19 protein-coding genes are annotated in these 20,472 nt (G+C 38.1%); 5 read left to right on the top strand and 14 right to left on the bottom strand.

The genetic code is table 11. The annotated features are described in order from the left end of the window. Window position 1: 1 nt before the first annotated feature. Complete coding sequence (gene zapA, locus MUA51_RS03635) at window positions 2-268, bottom strand: cell division protein ZapA (protein WP_095116172.1); 267 nt, start codon at window positions 266-268, stop codon at window positions 2-4. Between the two features lie 153 nt (window positions 269-421). Between zapA and rnhC the strand changes: the two genes are divergently transcribed. After that, window positions 422-1,354, top strand: coding sequence for a ribonuclease HIII (gene rnhC, locus MUA51_RS03630; RefSeq protein WP_262560505.1), 933 nt, complete (start codon window positions 422-424; stop codon window positions 1,352-1,354). A gap of 1,277 nt (window positions 1,355-2,631) precedes the next feature. On the opposite strand, the gene pheT is transcribed toward rnhC, so the two are convergent. The 5 genes from pheT to MUA51_RS03605 all read right to left on the bottom strand — a co-directional run bounded on the left by pheT (window position 2,632) and on the right by MUA51_RS03605 (window position 8,142). Continuing rightward, a complete protein-coding gene (gene pheT / locus MUA51_RS03625) occupies window positions 2,632-5,037 on the bottom strand; it encodes a phenylalanine--tRNA ligase subunit beta (RefSeq protein WP_262560504.1) in 2,406 nt (801 codons plus the stop codon). Continuing rightward, window positions 5,031-6,095: a phenylalanine--tRNA ligase subunit alpha gene (gene pheS / locus MUA51_RS03620; RefSeq protein WP_262560502.1), complete on the bottom strand. Its 1,065-nt coding sequence runs from the start codon at window positions 6,093-6,095 to the stop codon at window positions 5,031-5,033. The genes pheT and pheS overlap by 7 nt, the downstream gene beginning before the upstream one ends. A 349-nt stretch (window positions 6,096-6,444) precedes the next feature. After that, window positions 6,445-7,191 (bottom strand): TrmH family RNA methyltransferase, encoded by a 747-nt coding sequence (locus MUA51_RS03615; RefSeq protein ID WP_262560501.1) that lies wholly within the window; start codon window positions 7,189-7,191, stop codon window positions 6,445-6,447. 187 nt (window positions 7,192-7,378) lie between these two features. Further along, on the bottom strand, window positions 7,379-7,552 hold the full coding sequence (gene rpmF / locus MUA51_RS03610) for a 50S ribosomal protein L32 (protein WP_044359826.1): 174 nt from the start codon (window positions 7,550-7,552) through the stop codon (window positions 7,379-7,381). Between the two features lie 62 nt (window positions 7,553-7,614). After that, on the bottom strand, window positions 7,615-8,142 hold the full coding sequence (locus tag MUA51_RS03605) for a YceD family protein (RefSeq protein ID WP_262560500.1): 528 nt from the start codon (window positions 8,140-8,142) through the stop codon (window positions 7,615-7,617). Between the two features lie 126 nt (window positions 8,143-8,268). Between MUA51_RS03605 and MUA51_RS03600 the strand changes: the two genes are divergently transcribed. Further along, a complete protein-coding gene (locus MUA51_RS03600; protein ID WP_262560864.1) occupies window positions 8,269-9,414 on the top strand; it encodes a nucleotidyltransferase in 1,146 nt (381 codons plus the stop codon). A 42-nt stretch (window positions 9,415-9,456) separates the two neighbouring features. On the opposite strand, the gene coaD is transcribed toward MUA51_RS03600, so the two are convergent. Then, window positions 9,457-9,945: a pantetheine-phosphate adenylyltransferase gene (gene coaD, locus MUA51_RS03595; protein WP_262560499.1), complete on the bottom strand. Its 489-nt coding sequence runs from the start codon at window positions 9,943-9,945 to the stop codon at window positions 9,457-9,459. After that, window positions 9,938-10,489, bottom strand: a complete 552-nt coding sequence (gene rsmD, locus MUA51_RS03590) for a 16S rRNA (guanine(966)-N(2))-methyltransferase RsmD (RefSeq protein ID WP_262560498.1) — start codon at window positions 10,487-10,489, stop codon at window positions 9,938-9,940. Before rsmD ends, coaD begins: the two co-directional genes overlap by 8 nt. A 60-nt stretch (window positions 10,490-10,549) precedes the next feature. Here rsmD and MUA51_RS03585 point away from each other — a divergent pair, with 60 nt between their 5' ends. Then, window positions 10,550-10,939, top strand: a complete 390-nt coding sequence (locus MUA51_RS03585) for a DUF7147 family protein (protein WP_262560497.1) — start codon at window positions 10,550-10,552, stop codon at window positions 10,937-10,939. On the opposite strand, the gene MUA51_RS03580 is transcribed toward MUA51_RS03585, so the two are convergent. Then, window positions 10,940-11,194 carry a DUF2129 domain-containing protein gene (locus MUA51_RS03580; RefSeq protein ID WP_262560863.1) on the bottom strand — a complete coding sequence of 85 codons (255 nt, stop codon included), beginning with the start codon at window positions 11,192-11,194 and terminating at the stop codon, window positions 10,940-10,942. 98 nt (window positions 11,195-11,292) lie between these two features. On the opposite strand from MUA51_RS03580, the gene MUA51_RS03575 reads away from it, so the two are divergent. Next, window positions 11,293-12,219, top strand: coding sequence for a lysophosphatidylglycerol phospholipase D (locus MUA51_RS03575; RefSeq protein ID WP_262560496.1), 927 nt, complete (start codon window positions 11,293-11,295; stop codon window positions 12,217-12,219). A gap of 89 nt (window positions 12,220-12,308) precedes the next feature. Here the strand turns inward: MUA51_RS03575 and MUA51_RS03570 are convergent, their stop codons facing one another. The 4 genes from MUA51_RS03570 to cyoE all read right to left on the bottom strand — a co-directional run bounded on the left by MUA51_RS03570 (window position 12,309) and on the right by cyoE (window position 15,382). Beyond that, window positions 12,309-12,746, bottom strand: coding sequence for a YlbF/YmcA family competence regulator (locus MUA51_RS03570; protein ID WP_276580949.1), 438 nt, complete (start codon window positions 12,744-12,746; stop codon window positions 12,309-12,311). Continuing rightward, window positions 12,736-13,812 (bottom strand): CAP-associated domain-containing protein, encoded by a 1,077-nt coding sequence (locus tag MUA51_RS03565; protein WP_262560495.1) that lies wholly within the window; start codon window positions 13,810-13,812, stop codon window positions 12,736-12,738. The genes MUA51_RS03570 and MUA51_RS03565 overlap by 11 nt, the downstream gene beginning before the upstream one ends. Window positions 13,813-13,983: 171 nt before the next feature. Next, window positions 13,984-14,445 (bottom strand): DUF420 domain-containing protein, encoded by a 462-nt coding sequence (locus MUA51_RS03560; RefSeq protein ID WP_262560494.1) that lies wholly within the window; start codon window positions 14,443-14,445, stop codon window positions 13,984-13,986. Window positions 14,446-14,470: 25 nt separating this feature from the next. Further along, complete coding sequence (gene cyoE / locus MUA51_RS03555) at window positions 14,471-15,382, bottom strand: heme o synthase (RefSeq protein WP_262560493.1); 912 nt, start codon at window positions 15,380-15,382, stop codon at window positions 14,471-14,473. 247 nt (window positions 15,383-15,629) lie between these two features. Between cyoE and MUA51_RS03550 the strand changes: the two genes are divergently transcribed. Continuing rightward, window positions 15,630-16,538: a COX15/CtaA family protein gene (locus MUA51_RS03550; protein ID WP_262560492.1), complete on the top strand. Its 909-nt coding sequence runs from the start codon at window positions 15,630-15,632 to the stop codon at window positions 16,536-16,538. Window positions 16,539-16,587: 49 nt separating this feature from the next. Here the strand turns inward: MUA51_RS03550 and MUA51_RS03545 are convergent, their stop codons facing one another. Further along, window positions 16,588-20,040, bottom strand: a complete 3,453-nt coding sequence (locus MUA51_RS03545) for a pyruvate carboxylase (RefSeq protein WP_262560491.1) — start codon at window positions 20,038-20,040, stop codon at window positions 16,588-16,590. Between the last annotated feature and the right edge of the window lie 432 nt (window positions 20,041-20,472).

The raw sequence follows: 20,472 nt of genomic DNA, 5'->3' as shown, positions 1-20,472 counted from the left end.
CCTATTTACCTCGATGTTTTAATCGTTGAATTTCTTCTCTAAGACGTGCATTCTCCTCTTCTAACAACACTAACTCATGCATGACATTCACTGCTGTTAAAACTGACTTTCTCACTGAGTCTAGTCCTGCATTGCGACTACCAAGCTCTCGAATTTTACCATCTACCAGATCCGCAACATAGCGGATGTGTTCTGGATCATCTTCACCAACAATTGTATAGTGCTGGTCATTTATCGTTACATTGATTCGGTTTTTGAACTCACCCATCTACATTCACCTAGCCTATTGTCAATAAATTTAGTTATCACGGTACATTATACACGACTTCATTTATTTTGTGTATGATTCCTTTGTCAGTTCATTTATTTTCTATTTATATGTTACTATTTGTAAGGATACAACTAGAAAGCGGTGAAAACAATGTCAAATCTTGTAATGGAACTATCAACAGAAGAAGTCATTCTACTACGTGGCAAATTAAAAGCAGCTCGCGGCAACTACCCACCCGGTATGATTTTCCGTTCTAAATATCAAGGTGTTACGATCAGTATATATAACTCAAAAAAAGCGATGTTTCAGGGTGCAAACAATGAAAAAGTAGCGTTGGAACTTCTAGGCAGAGTGTCACCTTCGCCATCTAAAAAGTCAAAAAATATATCGAGTCAAAGTACAAATATTAATTACAATACGCATAGCTGTATTGGGAGCGATGAAGCAGGCAGCGGGGATTACTTTGGCCCGCTCACCGTTTGTGCATGTTACGTATCAAAAGAACATGTTGAAGTATTAAAAACTTTAGGCGTCGATGACTCTAAAAAACTTACAGACACTAAAATTGTAGCACTTGCAGAACAACTTGTGACATTTCTCCCCCACTCACTCCTCGTGTTAGACAATCCAAAATACAACGAGCGCAAAGCAATGAATTGGTCGCAAGTGAAAATGAAAGCCGTCTTGCATAATGAATGTATTAAGAATGTCTTACAAAAAATAGATAACAAAGATTTAGACTATATCGTTATCGATCAGTTCACACCGAGACCAACATACGAACGTTACGCAATGGGCGACGTCCCTTTGAAAAACAAGACATGTTATGAAACGAAAGGTGAATCCAAATCACTTGCTATTGCAGCTGCAAGTATCATTTCTCGATATGCATTTGTAAAACATATGGCTGGCCTTTCCAAGCAATATCATACAACCATTTTAAAAGGTGCAGGCCCTAAAGTAGATGTCGCTGCCGCCAAACTCATCGCCAAACACGGAATTGATGTAGTTGATAGTATTACCAAAAAAGACTTTAAAAATCGAGAGAAAGCATTGAAGATACTGGAACAACGCAATAAGTAATAAAAGACGCAATGAAATCAGAAATTGGATTTCATTGCGTCTTTTGAAAGCAACTGAGTTGTTCTAACTCGTTCATTTATATCAGTCTATCGATTACTATGAAATTAATAAATAAGTTACTAATTATTTTCTTTCATTTATAAAAAATAACCATTCCCAACTTTTGACCGAGTAAAGGAAATGGTTATTACTATCAAATTGAAAAGTCACCGTCTTTTTAACGGACTCTGATAGGCATGCAGCAACATGTCTCTCTTTTTTATAAAATAACACACTAACGAAAGGTATTCAATATTGCTAGTATAAGAAAGCACAATCTACAAATACCTAATTAAATGTGTAAAATAAGACCTTTCATTCATTTCGGCATGCTATACGCTCAATGAATAAGAACACAGGAAATATAATTATAATCGAAACTTAATTGTGATAGAATGATAACTGAGCAAGTTGGATAGATGGTGGCTAACTCTTTTAAAAGGGGTGATGCCTATGATTATAGTTGTAACACCCAGAAAGGAACAGCATGACTGATTACGAAATGCTAATGGTTGTTCTAACAATCATTGGGATTGTATTCGTTTCAATTAATAGTCAAAAAAAATAACCATTCCCAACTTTGATACAGTAGGTAGAATGGTTATTAATTTTTTACCGAAAAGTCACCGTCTTTTTAACGGGCTCTGAGAGGCATGCAGCAACATGTCTCTCTTTTTTTATAATATAACATACTAACGAAAGGTATTCAATATTGCTAGTATAAGAAAGCACAATCTACACATACCTACTTAAATGTCTAAAATAAGACCTTTCATTCATTTCGGCATGCTATACGCTCAATGAATAAGAACACAGGAAATATAATTATAATCGAAACTTAATTGTGATAGAATGATAACTGAGCAAGTTGGATAGATGGTGGCTAACTCTTTTAAAAGGGGTGATGCCTATGATTATAGTTGTAACACCCAGAAAGGAACAGCATGACTGATTACGAAATGCTAATGGTTGTTCTAACAATCATTGGTCTAGTAATGATAAGTCAAAATAACTATAAAAAATAACCATTTCCAACTTTTGACAGAGTCGAAGAAATGGCTATTTTTTCATTTTATCGCAAAGTCACCGTCTTTTTAACGGGCTCTAGGAGACATGTTAGTGCATGTCTCTCTTTTTTTATAATATAACATACTCATGAAGTCTATTCAACGTTGTAAGATTAAAAAGCCCGTTCGACAAACACCTGAATATGTGTCTGTTGAACGGGACTTTCTATCCTATCCTCTTAATGTTGCACCTTCTGCTTCAAGTGCAGATAAGATTTTACTGTGAACTTCTGTTACTTGTTCTTCAGTTAATGTTTGTTCTTTATCTAAATATGCTAAACGGATGGCCACTGATTTTTTACCTGCTTCCATATGTTCACCTTCATACACATCGAATACTTTAGCATCTTGTAGTAATTTACCACCGTTTTCACGAATTGTTGAAACTAATTCTGCTGCTTGTACTTCTGAATTCACGACAAGTGCAATATCACGTGTCACACCAGGGAAACGTGGGATTGGTTGATAGTTAATATATCCAACTGCTTGTTTCATGACACGGTCATAGTTTAATTCGAATACATACGTACGTCCGAGATCGTAATCTTTCGCAACGCTAGGATGTAGTTCACCGATAAAACCAATACGTTCACCATTTAATAAAACAAAAGCTGTACGTCCCGGATGTAATCCATCCACTTGTCCTGTTTCATAATCAAACGAAAGCGCTAATTTATCTGCAACACGATCTATAATGCCTTTTGCCAGATAGAAATCAACATCTTCTTTTTTACCTTGCCAAGCGTTCGCAGTATATTCACCTGTCATAATACCGCTTAAATATTCCACTTCATCAGGCATCGCACTATCAGCTCTACCAAAGAAGACATTCCCAATTTCGTAAAGGGCAATATCATTATTTTTACGTGCAACATTATATTGTGTTGCATCAATTAAATGTGGAATCAAACTTTGTCGTAATGTTGCATAACTCTCACTCATTGGCATTAATAATGAAATCGTATCACGTTGCTCTGTCGTGAATGCTGTTGCACGTGCTTGATCAACAAGTGAATACGTAATAGCTTGTGAAAGACCTGCCCCTTCTAGCGTATTACGAACGACACGTGTTTTACGCTGACGGTCTGTTAACGCACCACTTGTCACATCTTCAAATACTGGTAAAGATGATGGAATGTTATCATAACCATAAATACGTGCCACTTCTTCGACTAAGTCCGCTTCAATCGTAATATCTCGGCGGCGTGATGGCACACGTACTGTTAATGATTCACCATTTTCTTTAGTTTCAAAGCCCAATTGTTCAAAAATCGCAATGATATCTGTTTGTGGTAAGTCAAAACCAATTGTACGGTTAATGCGGTCTGCCGTAATATCAATTTCTGTTACAAACTCACCTAAATCTCCACTCGCAACACGACCTGCCAGTGTCTCACCTTCTGCTAGTGTTTCTAATAAGTAGCATGCACGATCAACGGCTTCGTCAACAAACTCTGTCGCAATGCCCTTTTCGAAGCGGCTTGATGCTTCACTACGTAAGTTCAAACGACGTGATGTATGACGAATTGAAGCTGAATCAAAGATAGCACCTTCTACAACAACATTTTGTGTGTTTTCAGTGACTTCAGAGAAATCTCCACCCATCACACCACCTAAGGCAATTGGTGCTTGTCCATTCGTAATGACAATATCTGATGCAAGCAATGTACGTTCTTGATCATCAAGTGTTGTCATTTTCTCATCTGCTTGTGCTTGTCGCACTAAAATTTCTTTTGAGCCGATTTGATCTTGGTCAAACATATGCAATGGTTGACCATATTCCAATAAGATATAGTTTGAGATATCCACGACATTGTTAATCGGACGAATGCCTGCTTTCATCAAACGTGCTTGCATCCATTCAGGAGATGGTGCGATTTTTACATTTTTAACAACACGTGCGCTATAATATGGTACTTTATCTTCATTTTCAACTGTGACTTTTAGTTCATCACTAGCTTGAGTCGATTGTTCAGTTGGTGTTGCAGTAGGACGTTGTACAGGCAAGTTATATAATGCCCCTACTTCATATGCTGTACCAATCATACTTAATGCATCTGCACGGTTTGGTGTCAGATCAAATGACATTAACTGGTCTTCTAAATGAAGTGCTTCAAGTGCGTTTGTACCTGGCTGAACAGCTGTTGCAAAGTTATAAATACCCGCTTCATATTCTTTTGGTACCACATTACCTGATAAACCAATTTCTTGTAACGAACAAATCATCCCTTCTGATACTTGACCACGTAGTTTGGCACGTTTAATTTTAATGCCACCTGGTAAGCGTCCGCCTACCTTCGCAACGATAACCGTTTGACCTTGGTCTACATTCGGTGCGCCACATACGATTTGTACAGGTGCTTCTTCACCAATATTCACTTGACAAATATTTAGTTTGTCAGCATCTGGGTGCTTTTCGATATGCTCAACAAAACCAACGACTAGGTTTTTAATACCTTCTGTCAAGTCAATCACTTCATCGACTTCAATACCTGTGCGTGTAATTCTCTCTGCTAATGCATCGATGGGTGCATCAATTGTCACATAATCTTGTAACCATTCTTTAGAAATTAACATGTTGTTTCACCTCTATCTTCTACACCTTTAAATTGATTTAAGAATCTTACATCATTTGTATAGAAATGACGAATATCTTCAATACCATATTTCAACATTGCAATACGATCAGGTCCCATACCAAATGCGAAACCTGAATATTTCTTAGAATCGAATCCTGCCATTTCTAAGACATTTGGATGTACCATACCAGCGCCTAAAATTTCAATCCAACCTGTTTGTTTACATACGTTACAGCCCTTACCTTTACATTTGAAGCAAGAGACATCGACTTCAACAGACGGTTCTGTAAATGGGAAGTAACTTGGACGTAGTCGAATTTCACGATCTGCACCGAAAAGTGACTTCGCAAGTAATTCCAGTGTCCCTTTTAAGTCACTCATTTTAATATTTTCATCTACAACAAGTCCTTCAATCTGAGTGAATTGGTGACTGTGTGTGGCATCATCTGAGTCACGACGATATACTTTACCTGGACAAATAATTTTCACTGGTCCTTTACCATTACGCTGTTCCAAAGTTCGCGCTTGAACTGGCGATGTATGTGTACGCATTAAAATATCTTCAGTAATATAGAAGCTATCTTGCATGTCACGTGCTGGGTGTGATTTTGGTAAGTTTAATGCTTCAAAATTGTAATAGTCTTGTTCCACTTCGTAGCCAGTCACGATTTCATAACCAAGACCTAAGAATAAGTCTTCAATCTCTTCAATCGTTCTCGTCAACGGATGTGCTGCACCATTCGCAACAGGTCGTCCCGGCAATGTAACATCAATTGATTCTTGTGCCAATTGTTCGTTTAAAGCTGCTTCATTTAAAGTCACTTGACGTGTTTCAATCGCCGCTTCTATCGCTTGGCGTACTTCATTCACTTTTTGACCGTAAGCTGGCTTTTCTTCTTTCGGTAAATCTTTCATATGTTTCATCAAGCCAGTGACAAGCCCTTTTTTCCCTAAATACTGAACTTTCACTGCTTGTAGTGCTTGTGCATCTTGTGCTTGTTCAATTGCTTCCAATGCATCTTGTTTGATAGTTGTCATCTCATCTGTTTGCACCATTACAATGCCTCCTTATATCCATTCATTACATGCTGCTTTAGATTCGTTACATATCTTTTACGAAAAAAAAAGACTCCGCCCTCAAATATGGGACGAAGCCTTGCCGTGGTACCACCCAGTTTTATGCATAAAAATATACATACACTCTGAAGATATGTTGATAACGGATCATAACACCCGACTTAAATCTCTTTAAGTAGCCAAAAAGGTGAACAAAACTATGTAAGTTGAGGCCGACTCTCAGTCATAATCGTCCTTCCCTGAACAAACTCCAATAATAGTTTTCGTCTTTTTATTAGCACATGTTTAATTATTAACAAATCTATTATATACATCTCAAATGTATGGGTCAACCTTTTAAATGGAACATGAGTATCCCTGCTGCAATCGCTACATTTAAACTTTCTGCACGTCCATAGATTGGAATTGTCACATTTTGAGTTGTTGCAGCAAGTAGTTCTTTAGACATGCCCTGTCCTTCATTACCTAGCACAAGTGCAAAGGATTGTTGTTTTGAAGATACATCATGATAAGAAACTGCATCTTCTAGTGAAGTACCATAAACCGGGCCTGAAAAGTTTTGTACATAATCAACGACATCTTCCACTTCAATGGTTGGAATGTGAAAGACACTTCCTTGACTCGCGCGTAATACTTTTTCTTGATAGACGTCTGCTGTTCCCTTTGCTAATACAACTAAGTCTAGTCCGGCTGCATCTGCTGTACGCATGAGTGTTCCTAAGTTTCCAGGATCTTGGATACGATCTAAAATCAGGACTTGTTGTGCCTTGTCAATCGTAGCTGTTGCCTTTTGAATCACCGCAAAAATTCCTTGCGGTGTCACCGTCCCAGACAATGTCTCTGCTACTTTTTGATTAATGATATAACATTCAACGGCAGCATCTTGTAGATTTTCAGATACACGTGATGGATCCATCATAAATAACTGTTCTACGACGATATCGCTTGCAACTGCTTCTTCAATCAGATGAAATCCTTCGATAATGGCACGACCTTGTTTGTCACGCTCTTTTTTCTTTTTTAACTTATTATAATTTTTAACTTTTGCATTCTGTATCGATGTAATTGCTTCCATAATCGACCTCTTCCCAACAACAGCATAAAGATGTTTGTTCTATAAGCATATTCAGTATGCAAATAACATATCCTTTGATACTGTCATTTTTATCCATATAATAAAAGACTCAAAGTCACCATGTAAACATGTATGATTTGAGTCTTAAACATAAAACAGCTATTCAAATATCGAAAAGTGTTTTCTATTATTTAGAAACGACTTCTTCGCCTTTGTAAGAACCGCAGCTTGGGCATACGCGGTGAGCTAATTTTAATTCACCACAGCTTGGGCATTCTTGCATACCTGGTACTGCTAATTTGAAGTGTGTACGACGTTTGTTTTTTCTTGTTTTAGAAGTTCTTCTTTTTGGTACTGCCATGATTAATCCTCCCTTTTATTCGATTCCTTATGACGCATTGCTGCTAAAGCTAGTGTGCGTTATCATTTTTCATCGTATAATTGTTGTAATTTTTGAAGCCTCGGATCGACTTGCACCTTTGAGTCATCTTGAGATGGGTCATTATCCAAATCATCTTCGTCAATAACTTCCCAACCTCGACCACCAGTCAACATCTCATCGCTATTTTCAGCGACAACACGCATTGGTTTTTCAAGCATAACAATCTCTTCCGCAATACTGCGTAAGTCAATCATGCCATCTGAGACAAGATGATAATGTTCATCGTCCTCATCTTCGTACAAACCATCTAAATCAAACACTTCTGTTGTTGTTGTGTCGAAGGGAACTTCAACCGGAACTAGCGTACGTGCACAAGGCATTGTGTACGTTCCACGCAAACGCATATCCGCTACAACTTCAGTTGATTTAACGTTCAGTACGCCATCAACTTGTACTTCTGACAAATTGATAATATCTAACTGACGTGCCAAATCATTAAATTCAATTCTTTGATCAAATTTAAAAGGTTGTCCTTGGTATTTTCTCAATTGTGTTATTGACCATTTCATATGGCTTCACCTCTAACAAGCACAAAATTTATTTTAACTTTTGCTGAGCAAGTTGTCAAGATTTTTTCTTAACATGTTAAGTTTTGGTACAATACTCATAATGATATATGAGAGGACAGAATGCAAATGAAAAGTGTTGCTTTAATCACAGAATATAATCCGTTTCACAACGGGCACTTATACCATGCACATACTGCCAAACAAATGACACAATCTGATGTCACAATTGCGATCATGAGCGGACACTTTGTCATGCGAGGCATGCCTGCGATGTTTAATAAGTTTCAACGGGCACGAATGGCGCTTGCTGGAGTTGATCTCGTCATTGAACTTCCGGTGATTGGTTCACTTTCGTCTAGTGATTACTTTGCCAAAATGGGTGTTTTAATGGCAGATTATTTATCTGCTGACGCATTATGCTTCGGTAGTGAGTCCGGAAATATTGATCATTTGCAACAAGCTGCGACACAGTTATTATCTTTTGAAGAAACTGCTGCTTATCATCAAGCAATCAAAGAAGGCAAGTCATATGCACGAATTGTATCTGAATCCATAGGTAGTACAATGATGCGTGAACCTAATAATATTTTAGGAATCGCTTATTTAAAGCAACTCCAATCATTAAATAGCTCGATGATACCGTATACGGTTCAACGTCAACATACGCAACATCATCAACAACATATCGACCATGAAACATTTGCAAGTGGCTCTGCGATTCGTGAATCACTTATAAACAACGACACAACATGGCACAATATGATTCCAGCTTCAAACCGTCATCTTCTCAATAAGCCCTTCCATGATCAACAACGCTTGTTTGAGTTTTTGAAGTTGACAATTTATCAACAAAACACACATTCTCTTAGTCGTATATATACGATGAGCGAAGGATTTGAACATCGTCTGATTAACTGTATAAAAACTGCAACGTCCTATGATGATCTGATGCAGCAACTGAAGACGAAGCGTTATACTTATACGCATATACAACGTGTATTGATGAATGTCCTTTTGAATATTTCTAAAGATGATGTTACACATACGATTGATGCTGCACGAGTGCTTGCAATGTCGAAGCAAGGTCAAGCATATCTCAAATGGCTAAAACAGACTGCTCCTGATCGCCAAATAATTACGAATATCAATCAAAGTAATGCCTCACTATTTACAAATGAAGTCAAAGCAACAAACATATACAATGTCTTAACTGGGCATACAGAAACTGACTTCAATACACCGGTAATTATTGATACTAACAACAAAGTGTGATGTGATGATTGTTGTTTTCATCACACCACACTTTACTTTGTTTTATGATTGTTGGAACTTGGCAAGCAGTGCCTTCTCTACATTTTTCGGTACAAACTCAGAAATATTAGCATCATATTGTGCAACTTCTTTTACGACACTCGAACTAATAAATGAATACTCTGTTGAACTCATCATATATAGCGTTTCAACACGACTGTTTAACTTTTTATTCATTGAAGTCAGTCGAAGTTCATATTCAAAGTCACTGACTGCACGCAGTCCACGAATGATTGTAGTGGCCCCTATTTTGTCACAAAAATCGACGAGTAGACCACTGAAGGAATGGACGTGAACATTGGGCAAATGTGATACAGAATCTTTAATCATCTGTATGCGTTCTTCCACACTAAATGTCCCGCTTTTCTTCATGTTTCGCAAGACGCAGACGTGAAGTTCATCGAATCGATCGGAACTTCTCTCAATAATATCAATGTGACCGTACGTAATAGGGTCGAAACTTCCTGGGATGACCGCTTTTGTGTTAACCATGACTTTCCTCTTTTCGTAAAATACATGTATCAGTCAAACCATAGTGATAACGTTTCACTTCTTGAAATGGGGCTGTTTTAATGTCTTCACGATGGCTAAACTCACACACGATGATACCATTGTTTTTCAATAAATCAAATGCATGAATTTGTTCGAGTGCTTTATCGATTAATCCTTTCTCGTAGGGAGGATCAAGAAAGATGATATCGAATTGAATTTCACGCTTACTTAATGCTTTGAGTGCACGGTCTGCATTGTTGCGATACACTTCAGCTTGTGATTCTAAGCCAAGTCGCTGCAAGTTATTATGAATGACCTTGACTGCACGACTATTTTGATCGACAAAAATAACCTTTTCCATACCGCGTGATAATGCTTCTATTCCGAGACTACCGCTTCCCCCGAACAAATCTAAGCCGAGCCCATCAATATTTTGTAGGCTGTTAAAGATACCTTCTTTTACTTTATCCATCGTAGGACGTGTATTGCGACCTTCGAGTGTTTCTAAAGATTTACTCTTATGCTTGCCTGCGATGACACGCATTCTCTGACACTTCCAATCTCATTTTATTTTTACTATACTTTAAAGTAAGGAGGCTGAACCATGCAACAATCTTTTATCGTATTAGGCAATGGTCTAACTGATTTATATGAATTCCAAGCATTGATTGATTACAATCATGAACGCATCGCACGACTTGTATTTTTCCATACACCAAAATCTAAACAACAACGCTCATCAGTCGCCATCATTATGCAACCAACACCGAATCGAAAGTTTCAAGCGATATATATGATGTTGGATGCGATGAATTATCCGTATCCTGACGGCAACAAAAAATATACGATGATTCAATCATTCGCAACGCCATATGATATTGAAATGGTGGGTATCGATGTGCACGCACCTGATGACTATCCGGAATTGGATTTATATTTCAATTATCTAAAAAGCGTTCTTAGATTGCAGCGCTGGATTCCCCCATTAGAATAGTTAGTTCAGTTCTTCATGTTTTTCTTTATCATATACTTTTTTCAAAGTTTTATATGGAGAACCCATAATGTTTGTCACATATTTTAATCTATTGAGCTTATCTACAATTTCATCGACACGTTCAGTGTCAACGTACATGTAGACATATTTAAGTTGTTTATTACTGTATACAATATGGCCATATTTTCGAATATGACGTTCATGCTTCATGTTTTTTAAATAGACAATGAGTTTTTCTCGTTGTACGATTTCCAACTTTTTCACCTCGCACTCTATCTCTTATCGTACCATGAGTTCAAGTGTAGAGAAAAGCAGTAATATTTGTTTTATGACAGATTTTAGGGAGAGATTTTATGACGAAAACACGACGTATCTTAACAGGATCTATGATCGGTATTGCAAGTATACTGAGTGGCACCCTGTATGCAACAAAAAAGAACAAAAGTGAACAAACGCGAGACATCAAGCCATTTTTCCAACATAAAGCACCTTATGTTTTTAGTCATCGTGGCGGAATGCAAGAACGCCCAGAGTCAACTGAACTTGCCTTTGATCACTCTGTCGCTATGGGATTAACAGGTTTTGAAACAGATATTCGTCTGACAAAAGATGAACAAGTGATTGTCTTTCATGATGCAACGGTCGACCGCACAACGAATGGTTCGGGACTTGTTGCAAATCATTCATTATCTGAGCTCCAACAATTGGATGCTGGCTATCGTTTCAGGGATATTAATGGACATAAGCCATACCAGAATCACCCACAAGCAAAAATTATGACGATGGATAATCTATTACAGCGCTATCCTAATCAACTCGTTAATATCGACATTAAGGATCATCCTGATAGCTATGAAGGTCAAATTGCAGCACAACGCTTATATGAAGTGATCAAGCGCAATCATGCAGAATCACGTGTACTGGTGACAAGTTTTTACAAAGAACAGATTGAACGTTTTCATGCGTTAGACCTTCAAAATGAGATTGCAATCGGTGCCAGTCAACCAGAAGTCACTGAAGGCATTTTGAAATGTTACAGTGGTTTAGGTCATCTCTATCAAGGGACAGCTGATACGTTCCAAATGCCAACCGTCCATAAAGGCATTCCATTGACACACCGTAAGCTTGTCTCATGGTTAAACCAACAAAATATTGCACCCGGATTTTATGGCGTCAATAATGTCGATCATATGGTAGACTTGGCTCAAATAGGTGTCCATACATTAGTAACAGATCGTCCGACAATCGGCAGACAATTTTTAAGTTTTTATACGCAATAATTAACTATCAAATCATTTGGATAAAAAAGAGAGGGAGTTGAACATTATGTCCGCCTCCCTCTCTTTGTATGCGTATTCAATCAATATCATCATGCATGACATTGACAACCGCCACCTGAGCCACATCCACAACTCTCCTGATTGAAGAGTGGCGTACCAGCATCGACCTTCACATGCTCAGAAACACTAGAAGCGAGAATAGTCACCACTTCATCCAACAACAATTGTAGATCATGCTCGCATTGCTTAAATGTCACGACTGTTTCATGTGTATCATAAGCGCGTTTTTGACGTCTTGTATCGAGCATAATTTCCTGATAATCGGGATGATAACGACCGAAGCGTTGTACTTCTTCATAACGTTCTTTCGCCTTCATAAATGTACGATAATAAGCACTTGCCACTTCGTCTTGATCGAGTTGGCGTTTCGCTTCCAGATAGTTTTGAAAAATATCTGACTGACGAATCATGTCTGCTAATGCATCTGTTTCGTCTAAGACATCGACAACCGCTTCATCAAACATCATTTTGATCGTCACCTCGCTCTAAAAAGATTAGTAAAAAGTAATTGTCGTCTATTTTACCACCCATCTCATCATATTTTCCACTAAGTAATCTCGATCGATGTGTATCAGAATTCATCCAACTATTGACAAGTGTTGGGACATCATTAAAGTTATAACCAACGTTTTGTGAAATAGACTGATAAGTGAGCGGTGTTTCATCAATAAGGCTGATTAAATTATTCTCTGTAAATTCTACCGAGCTATCATCAACAGATTGGAAAAGATTGACTGTTGCAACATTTTCAAGAGTTGTATTGACTTCCAAAGCTTCACGTTGATGCAAGGTTCTCATTTCATTTGTCACTTCATACAATGTTAATAATTGATTCGCATTTTGATCTGGACTTCTCTTTGCCGACATATCTTGAGATGAGGGACTTTCTTCGTCCGATTCATTATGCGAATATGGATTAATGTCTACCAATGCTTCTTTATCTAAATATCGAACACCCATAATTTTATTACTTTGTTGATCAATAAACACTTGTGCAAAAACTTGATCAAATTGGATAAGTGCCTGCGTCTTAACATCTATATCAGACAGTTCAAAGTGGTAATGTCTGTTATTGAACTCAAATTGTGGTTCTGTTGTTAACGAATACGCATTGTACAAATTAGTCGCATCATCCCCAATCTTAATTGGGCCACTTTGCGATTCCGTTTTTTCTCCTGTCACATAGGCTGATTTTACAACGTTATCCTTAATCGTAATAAGCATGTATGCATGATCTCTTTTAAATACATATGTACGGTAACCATTAAGATAGTGATAGACACGATCAGCCTGTCCATATTTTTTTGTCACATCTGACATTGGTTTGCCGATAAGCAATCCTAACCCCTTCTCTAATTTTGGGTTTTCCGAAACGGTAGATTGTGTTGGTTGCTTAGCTTTTTCGTATTGATGTTCGGTTTTTTTATTCGGGTTTTCTATGACGTCAAATTCCAAACGAGGTGCATAAAACAAATAAACTAAAAAACCGATTAATATGAATACACCTATAATTTTAATAATTAAACGTTTCATCGCACACTCCTTTACAGAAATTGACTATTTGAATCCTATTGTATCGCATTTTAGTCCAGATAGTAACACGATTACTTTTATATTGTTAAGATAGCCATTTCGTTATATTTTTAAACTAAAAAAGCTGACTAATCACAATCAATGTGTTAGCCAGCTGCTAGGTTAAAGAAATTATAAACCAAATGTTGCCTTGATTAATGATGTTGTTTCTCCACCTGGATATAGAACGTATAACAGAACATACACTGCTACGCCTGTAATAGCTGTGAAGAACCAAATAACAGAGGCAATTGGGCCTGTTTTACGGTGTACTTCATATTTGTCTTTAATACCTGTAAAAATTTGAATTAAGCCAAATACCGCACCGATTGTTGCAAGTATAATGTGGAAAATCAAGAAAAATGTATAATAGATGCGCACGGAATCCGGACCACCGAATGCAGTATTACCGATAAAAATCGTACGGCTGGCATAAATCGCAAAAAATAGTACAGCAAAACATGCTGCCCACAACATTACTTTCTTATGCTGTTCAAATTGACGTTTCCATATAAGGCGCCAACCGATTGCTACAAGAATGGCACTTATCACGATGCAGGTTGTACTAATAGTAGGTAAAATAGGTAAGCTCATCTTCTCATCCTCGCTTATTTGTCATTTAAATCCATTTTATTAATGATATCACTACCACAAGTGCAAAAAATACGACAAGATAGTTCAATGAATAAACAAACATTTTCGTTGCCCATTTTGATTCATCTGTTGATGCTTTAAAACTTGTTAGTCCTAACCCGATCCATCCGAGGTTAAGCAAAGTTGCTAAAACAACAAACGTCGTACCAAGTTCTTGCATCAAAAATGGTAGTGGTAAAAGTGCGATTAACCATAGGAACATGCCAATTCGCGTTCTATTAAATCCTTTAACTGATGGTAGCATTGGGATGTTGGCAACACGGTATTCGTCACTACGCTTGATAGCAAGTGCATAGAAGTGAATAGGTTGCCATGCGAATACGACAGCAAATAATGCTAAAGCCATCACACTTAATTGGCCATCTATTGCAGCCCAGCCAATGAGTGGTGGCACGGCACCTGGAAAGCTACCTACAACTGTATTCCAAGTCGTATGTCTCTTAGACCATATCGAATAGAATGAAACGTATCCAACAATACCAGCTAAACCAATGACGCCAGCTGGGACATTGATCATAAATAAGAGCAATTCACCGAAAATCATCATGCCCATACTTAGCATAATAAGGTTTCGGTCTGATATGCGATCGTTCACTGTCGGGCGATTTTGTTTACTTGGCATTAACTGATCGATATCTTGATCATAATAGTTATTAATAGCACAAGCACCACCCATCACAAGCGTAGACCCAATCATCATCACAATCAATTCTGGTATTGATGATAAAAACGATCGATTCGTCATCACAATTGCGAGCCAACCACCTGCAAATGCTGGAATTAAGTTGCCTTGAACAAGTCCTAACTTAACGATTGCTTTAAGCTCTTTATATGAAATTCGTCCAGTAGTTTCGGGAACTACTTCTGATTTCGACATTGATTTACCCCCCTTTTTTTGTCATATATATCAATGATATATGAAAGTCCTATCATTGACTAGCTTTATTCCGAATTTTTTGTGACACTTTATCGACATTCAACAATTCATCATGAATTGTTTCACAATAACAGAGTGCTTTTTGCTATAATATAGAAGAATTCTTAACAGGACGGTAAACTATTTTCATACAGCAATGCATCCGGCCGCCGTCCTGTAAAATAAAAATATATTGAGGTGTTTAGCATTGTTTAAAAAGCGCAACCTGAAGTGGTTATCAGTATTAGCGACACTCATGATGATATGGGTACAGCTAGGTGGCGCACTCGTTACAAAAACAGGTTCAGAAGATGGTTGTGGATCAGACTGGCCGTTATGTCACGGTGCATTACTGCCCGAGAATCTTCCTATTGAAACAATCATCGAATTAAGTCATAGAGCTGTCTCTGGTTTATCACTCTTAATTGTAACTTGGCTCGTCATTACGGCGTGGAAAAATATTGGCCACATCCGTGAAGTCAAACCACTCTGTAAAATAAGTGTTGGTTTCTTATTAATTCAAGCATTAGTAGGCGCTGCTGCAGTTATGTGGCAACAAAATGATTATGTTTTGGCATTACATTTTGGTATCTCACTCATCAGTTTCGCATCGGTATTTGTTTTAACACTCATCATTTTTGATCTTGATCAAAAATATGAAGCAAATATTGTACACATCAAAAAGCCATTGCAAATTTATACATTTATGATGACAGCCATTGTATATGTCACAATTTATACAGGTGCACTTGTTCGTCATACTGAGTCTAGTCTCGCATACGGTGCATGGCCGTTACCTTTTGGTGACCTTGTTCCACATGGCGTTCATGACTGGGTACAGCTCGCACATCGTATTATGGCGATACTTGCCTTCACTATTATTTTATTAACATATATCCATGCTGTTAAAAACTATCGAGATAATCGTACGATTCATTATGGTTATACAGCGAGCTTTATCTTGATTATTTTACAGGTTACGACTGGTGCTTTATCAATCATCACTGAAGTAAATCTTATCATTGCGTTGTTACACGCATTGTTCATTACGTTACTCTTTGGATTGATCAGCTACTTCATCTTACTGATTATCAGATCGAATCGTGGCGAACAATAATTTTAAAAACCCGCTTGTCATGCATAATACAATGACAAGCGGGTTTCTTCTATCCATCAAGCTTTTCTATTTCAATTAATAAATCTCCTGTTTCAATAGCATCATTGTTTTGGACGTGTATTGATTTAATCGTCCCTTTAAATGGTGCTTGAACAGTTGTCTCCATCTTCATCGCTTCAGTAATAATTAAAGATTGTCCTGCTTCAACTACATCATTTTCTGACACTTTTACATCAATGACCGTACCTGGCATTTGTGCGCCGATATGGTTCGGATTGTTTTTGTCTGCTTTTGGTTTGGCAAGATGTACCGCTTGAATATTTTCATCTTTCACTTGGATACGTCGTGCTTGACCATTCATTTCAAAGAAAACTGTACGCATACCATTATCATCAGGTTGCGTAATTGTTTGTAATGTGATGACCAATACTTTTCCTTTGTCGATTTCAATCTTAATCGTCTCATTATCACGCATGCCAAAGAAGAATGTTGGTGTGTCTAACAGTGACACATCTCCGAATCGTTCAAATGTCTGCATATATTGCTCATATACTTTCGGATAAAGTGCATAACTCACCACATCTTGTTCCGTCACTTCACGCTGTTGCTTTTCCTGAAGTTCTACTTTCAATTGATCAAAATCAACAGGTGCTAGATGTTCACCCGGACGATCAGTGAGTGCTTTTTGTCCTTTCAAAATAACTTCTTGTAATTGTTTGTTGAAACCATTCACCGGTTGACCGATTTCCCCCTTGAAGAACGAGACGACTGAATCAGGGAAGTCCAGTTTATGTCCGTCAGATAGTACTTGTGCTTCATCCAAATCATTTTGAACCATGTACAGTGCCATATCTCCGACAACTTTTGAAGACGGTGTTACTTTAACGATATCACCAAACAATAAGTTCACACGGCGATACATCTCTTTCACTTCGCCAAATCGTTCACCCAATCCGAGACTTTTGGCTTGTTGACGTAAGTTAGAGTATTGTCCACCCGGCATCTCGTGTTGATAGATTTCTGTATGTGGAGACTTCATGTCACTTTCAAAGTCTTGGTAGTACGGACGAATCGCATCCCAATAATGTGATAAACGTTCGTGACCTTCAATATCCATACGAATGTCACGGGAGAAACCACTCATCGCATAGTAAAGCGAGTTGCTGCTCGGTTGACTTGTTAATCCTGACATCGCTGCAACAGCGGTATCAATCACATCCACACCTGCATTAATCGCTTGGTTATATGTCAATATTCCGTTACCACTCGTATCATGTGTATGCAAGTGGATTGGTAAGTCCACTGCTGCCTTTAACCCACCGATTAATTCGTATGCAGCTCGTGGTTTCAAGAGACCTGCCATATCTTTGATTGCCAGCATATGGAAGCCTTCTCGCTCCAATGTTTTCGCTAAGTCAACATAATATTCTAATGTATACACATTCGAACGCGTTGTATCTAAAATATCACCTGTATAACAAATCGTTCCTTCTGATATTTTGCCCGCTTCCTGTACCGCCTCATTGGCTACCTTCATCTGTTCTACCCAGTTCAACGAATCAAAAATTCTGAACACATCTACGCCTGCTTTTGCACTTTCTGAGACAAACTTCTGTATGACATTATCCGGATAGTTTTTATAACCAACCGCATTCGATGCACGTAATAACATTTGGAAGAGTACATTCGGAATGGCTTTTCTTAATAATTTGAGTCGATCCCAGGGGTTTTCTTTCAAGAAGTTGTATGCCACATCAAACGTCGCACCACCCCATAACTCTAGTGAAAAGTTATCTTGCATCACACGTGCTGTTTCTGGTGCAATCTGTAACAAGTCATGTGTACGGACACGTGTCGCTAATAATGATTGATGTGCATCACGAAATGTCGTATCCGTGATCAATACTTCATCTTGCGCTTTCACCCATTCCGCCACAGCATTAGGTCCTTGTTCATCTAACAATTGCTTCGTACCACGTAATTGTGTAATCTCTCTCTCTTTTACCTTTGGCACATCTGCAGCTTCAAAATGTGGTTTAGGACGTTTCTCTACACTTGGGAACCCATTGATTGTCACATTGCCGATATATTCCAATGTTTTCGTTCCACGGTCTCTTGAAGGCTGAATGATGAATAACTCAGGTGCTTCTTCTAAAAACTTCGTTGAATAATCACCCGAAGCAAACTGTACATGTTGAATGACATTATATAAAAATGGAATATTCGTTTTTACGCCACGAATACGCATTTCTTGTAGTGAACGTGCCATTTTTTCTCTTGCTTCTTTGTAACTGATGGCATGCGTTGAAATTTTTACTAATAAAGAATCATAGTAGGGTGAAATTTCAGCACCTTGGAAGGCATCTCCTGCATCGAGACGTACGCCAAAACCACCGCTTGAACGGTAGGCAACAATACGTCCTGTATCAGGCATGAAGTCCTGAGTTGGGTCTTCTGTTGTAATACGACATTGAATCGCATATCCCATCGATTGTATATCTGCTTGTTGTGGTAATCCGACGCGATCACCATGTAATAGTTCCCCATCAGCAATGAGTAACTGTGTTTTAACGATGTCAACACCGGTAATCATTTCTGTAATCGTATGTTCAACTTGAATACGTGGGTTTACTTCAATGAAATAATAATCATCACCGGATACTAAAAATTCAACTGTTCCTGCATTGACATATTTTATTTGTTGCATTAAATCAACAGCGGCACGACAAATCTCTTCACGCATTGCTTCAGACAAACTCACAGATGGTGCCACTTCAACAACCTTTTGATGACGTCGTTGAACAGAACAATCACGTTCATATAGGTGGATGATATTGCCCTCTTTGTCCCCTATCACTTGGACTTCGATATGCTTCGGTTCATCGATAAACTTCTCTATGTAAACCTCACTGCTACCAAAAGATTTCTCCGCTTCTGATTTTGCACGAGTAAAAGCTTCGGACAACTCAGAAGCATCTCGAACAATTCGCATCCCTTTACCGCCGCCGCCACTCGTCGCTTTGATCATCAAAGGGTAACCTGCTGTTTCAGCAAAAGCTGCTGCTGCTTCGATATTGTCTACGGGGCCGTCTGTTCCCGGTATGACTGGTAAGTTCCAACGTATTGCTGTTGTACGTGCTTTGACCTTATCACCAAACATATCAAGATGTTCAAGTTCTGGCCCGACAAAAATAATGCCTTCTTCTGCACAACGTTTCGCAAACTGCATATTTTCACTTAAAAAACCGTAACCTGGATGGATGGCATCTACATTTGCTTCTTTCGCAATTTGAATAATACGTTCGATATTCAAATATGATTCAGCGGGTCCAAGATCTTCTCCTACCAAATAAGCTTCATCTGCTTTATAACGATGTAAAGCACGCATATCTTCTTTAGAATAAATTGCGACAGTTTGAATCCCTAATTCTGTTGCTGCTCTAAAAATTCGAATTGCAATTTCACCACGGTTAGCAACTAAGATTTTTTTTATACGTTGCATGCTATCAGCCCCCTATTTTGTGTGTTTTCTACACATCTTATCCAATGTTGATTAAATATGATTATCTATTTGATAAGATTTTGTTATCTTTTTCAATAACATCAGGTAATCAATACTTATATTCTAAAACGCAAAAGTGCTATTGTCAAAAAAATTTGACGGAGGTGAGTAATAGTGCTCAGCTCTTTTTTTTGATGTAGAAATAAGTGTAATGGCAGTAGGTGTCTGAAGTGAAAATGCATTTTTACAAACTTTTTCACTTCTAGTCACCCTTGCCGGGGTGGGACGACGAGGTTGGGACAAAAGCGCTTAGGATTTGAGCAGAACCGAACGATGAGCAAAATTGCTTTTCAAATTTTGCCGAAATCGTGGTAGTTCTGTCGAAAATCCTGCTTTTGGGACACCGTTTATTAGCTTTCCAGAGCACAAATT

The organism is Staphylococcus sp. IVB6214 (assembly GCF_025558585.1).
Lineage (GTDB): Bacteria > Bacillota > Bacilli > Staphylococcales > Staphylococcaceae > Staphylococcus.
This window is presented reverse-complemented; position numbering and strand designations above follow the sequence as displayed.

Bases quoted from the DNA above. Each gene is read 5' to 3' on its own strand.
- MUA51_RS03565 (WP_262560495.1), bottom strand. From the start codon at position 13,812: ATGAAACGTTTAATTATTAAAATTATAGGTGTATTCATATTAATCGGT.
- MUA51_RS03575 (WP_262560496.1), top strand. From the start codon at position 11,293: ATGACGAAAACACGACGTATCTTAACAGGATCTATGATCGGTATTGCA.
- MUA51_RS03605 (WP_262560500.1), bottom strand. From the start codon at position 8,142: ATGAAATGGTCAATAACACAATTGAGAAAATACCAAGGACAACCTTTT.
- MUA51_RS03545 (WP_262560491.1), bottom strand. From the start codon at position 20,040: ATGCAACGTATAAAAAAAATCTTAGTTGCTAACCGTGGTGAAATTGCA.
- cyoE (WP_262560493.1), bottom strand. From the start codon at position 15,382: ATGTCGAAATCAGAAGTAGTTCCCGAAACTACTGGACGAATTTCATAT.
- coaD (WP_262560499.1), bottom strand. From the start codon at position 9,945: ATGGTTAACACAAAAGCGGTCATCCCAGGAAGTTTCGACCCTATTACG.
- zapA (WP_095116172.1), bottom strand. From the start codon at position 268: ATGGGTGAGTTCAAAAACCGAATCAATGTAACGATAAATGACCAGCAC.
- MUA51_RS03600 (WP_262560864.1), top strand. From the start codon at position 8,269: ATGAAAAGTGTTGCTTTAATCACAGAATATAATCCGTTTCACAACGGG.
- MUA51_RS03585 (WP_262560497.1), top strand. From the start codon at position 10,550: ATGCAACAATCTTTTATCGTATTAGGCAATGGTCTAACTGATTTATAT.
- MUA51_RS03570 (WP_276580949.1), bottom strand. From the start codon at position 12,746: ATGATGTTTGATGAAGCGGTTGTCGATGTCTTAGACGAAACAGATGCA.
- MUA51_RS03615 (WP_262560501.1), bottom strand. From the start codon at position 7,191: ATGGAAGCAATTACATCGATACAGAATGCAAAAGTTAAAAATTATAAT.
- pheS (WP_262560502.1), bottom strand. From the start codon at position 6,095: ATGGTGCAAACAGATGAGATGACAACTATCAAACAAGATGCATTGGAA.
- rpmF (WP_044359826.1), bottom strand. From the start codon at position 7,552: ATGGCAGTACCAAAAAGAAGAACTTCTAAAACAAGAAAAAACAAACGT.
- MUA51_RS03560 (WP_262560494.1), bottom strand. From the start codon at position 14,445: ATGAGCTTACCTATTTTACCTACTATTAGTACAACCTGCATCGTGATA.
- rnhC (WP_262560505.1), top strand. From the start codon at position 422: ATGTCAAATCTTGTAATGGAACTATCAACAGAAGAAGTCATTCTACTA.
- rsmD (WP_262560498.1), bottom strand. From the start codon at position 10,489: ATGCGTGTCATCGCAGGCAAGCATAAGAGTAAATCTTTAGAAACACTC.
- pheT (WP_262560504.1), bottom strand. From the start codon at position 5,037: ATGTTAATTTCTAAAGAATGGTTACAAGATTATGTGACAATTGATGCA.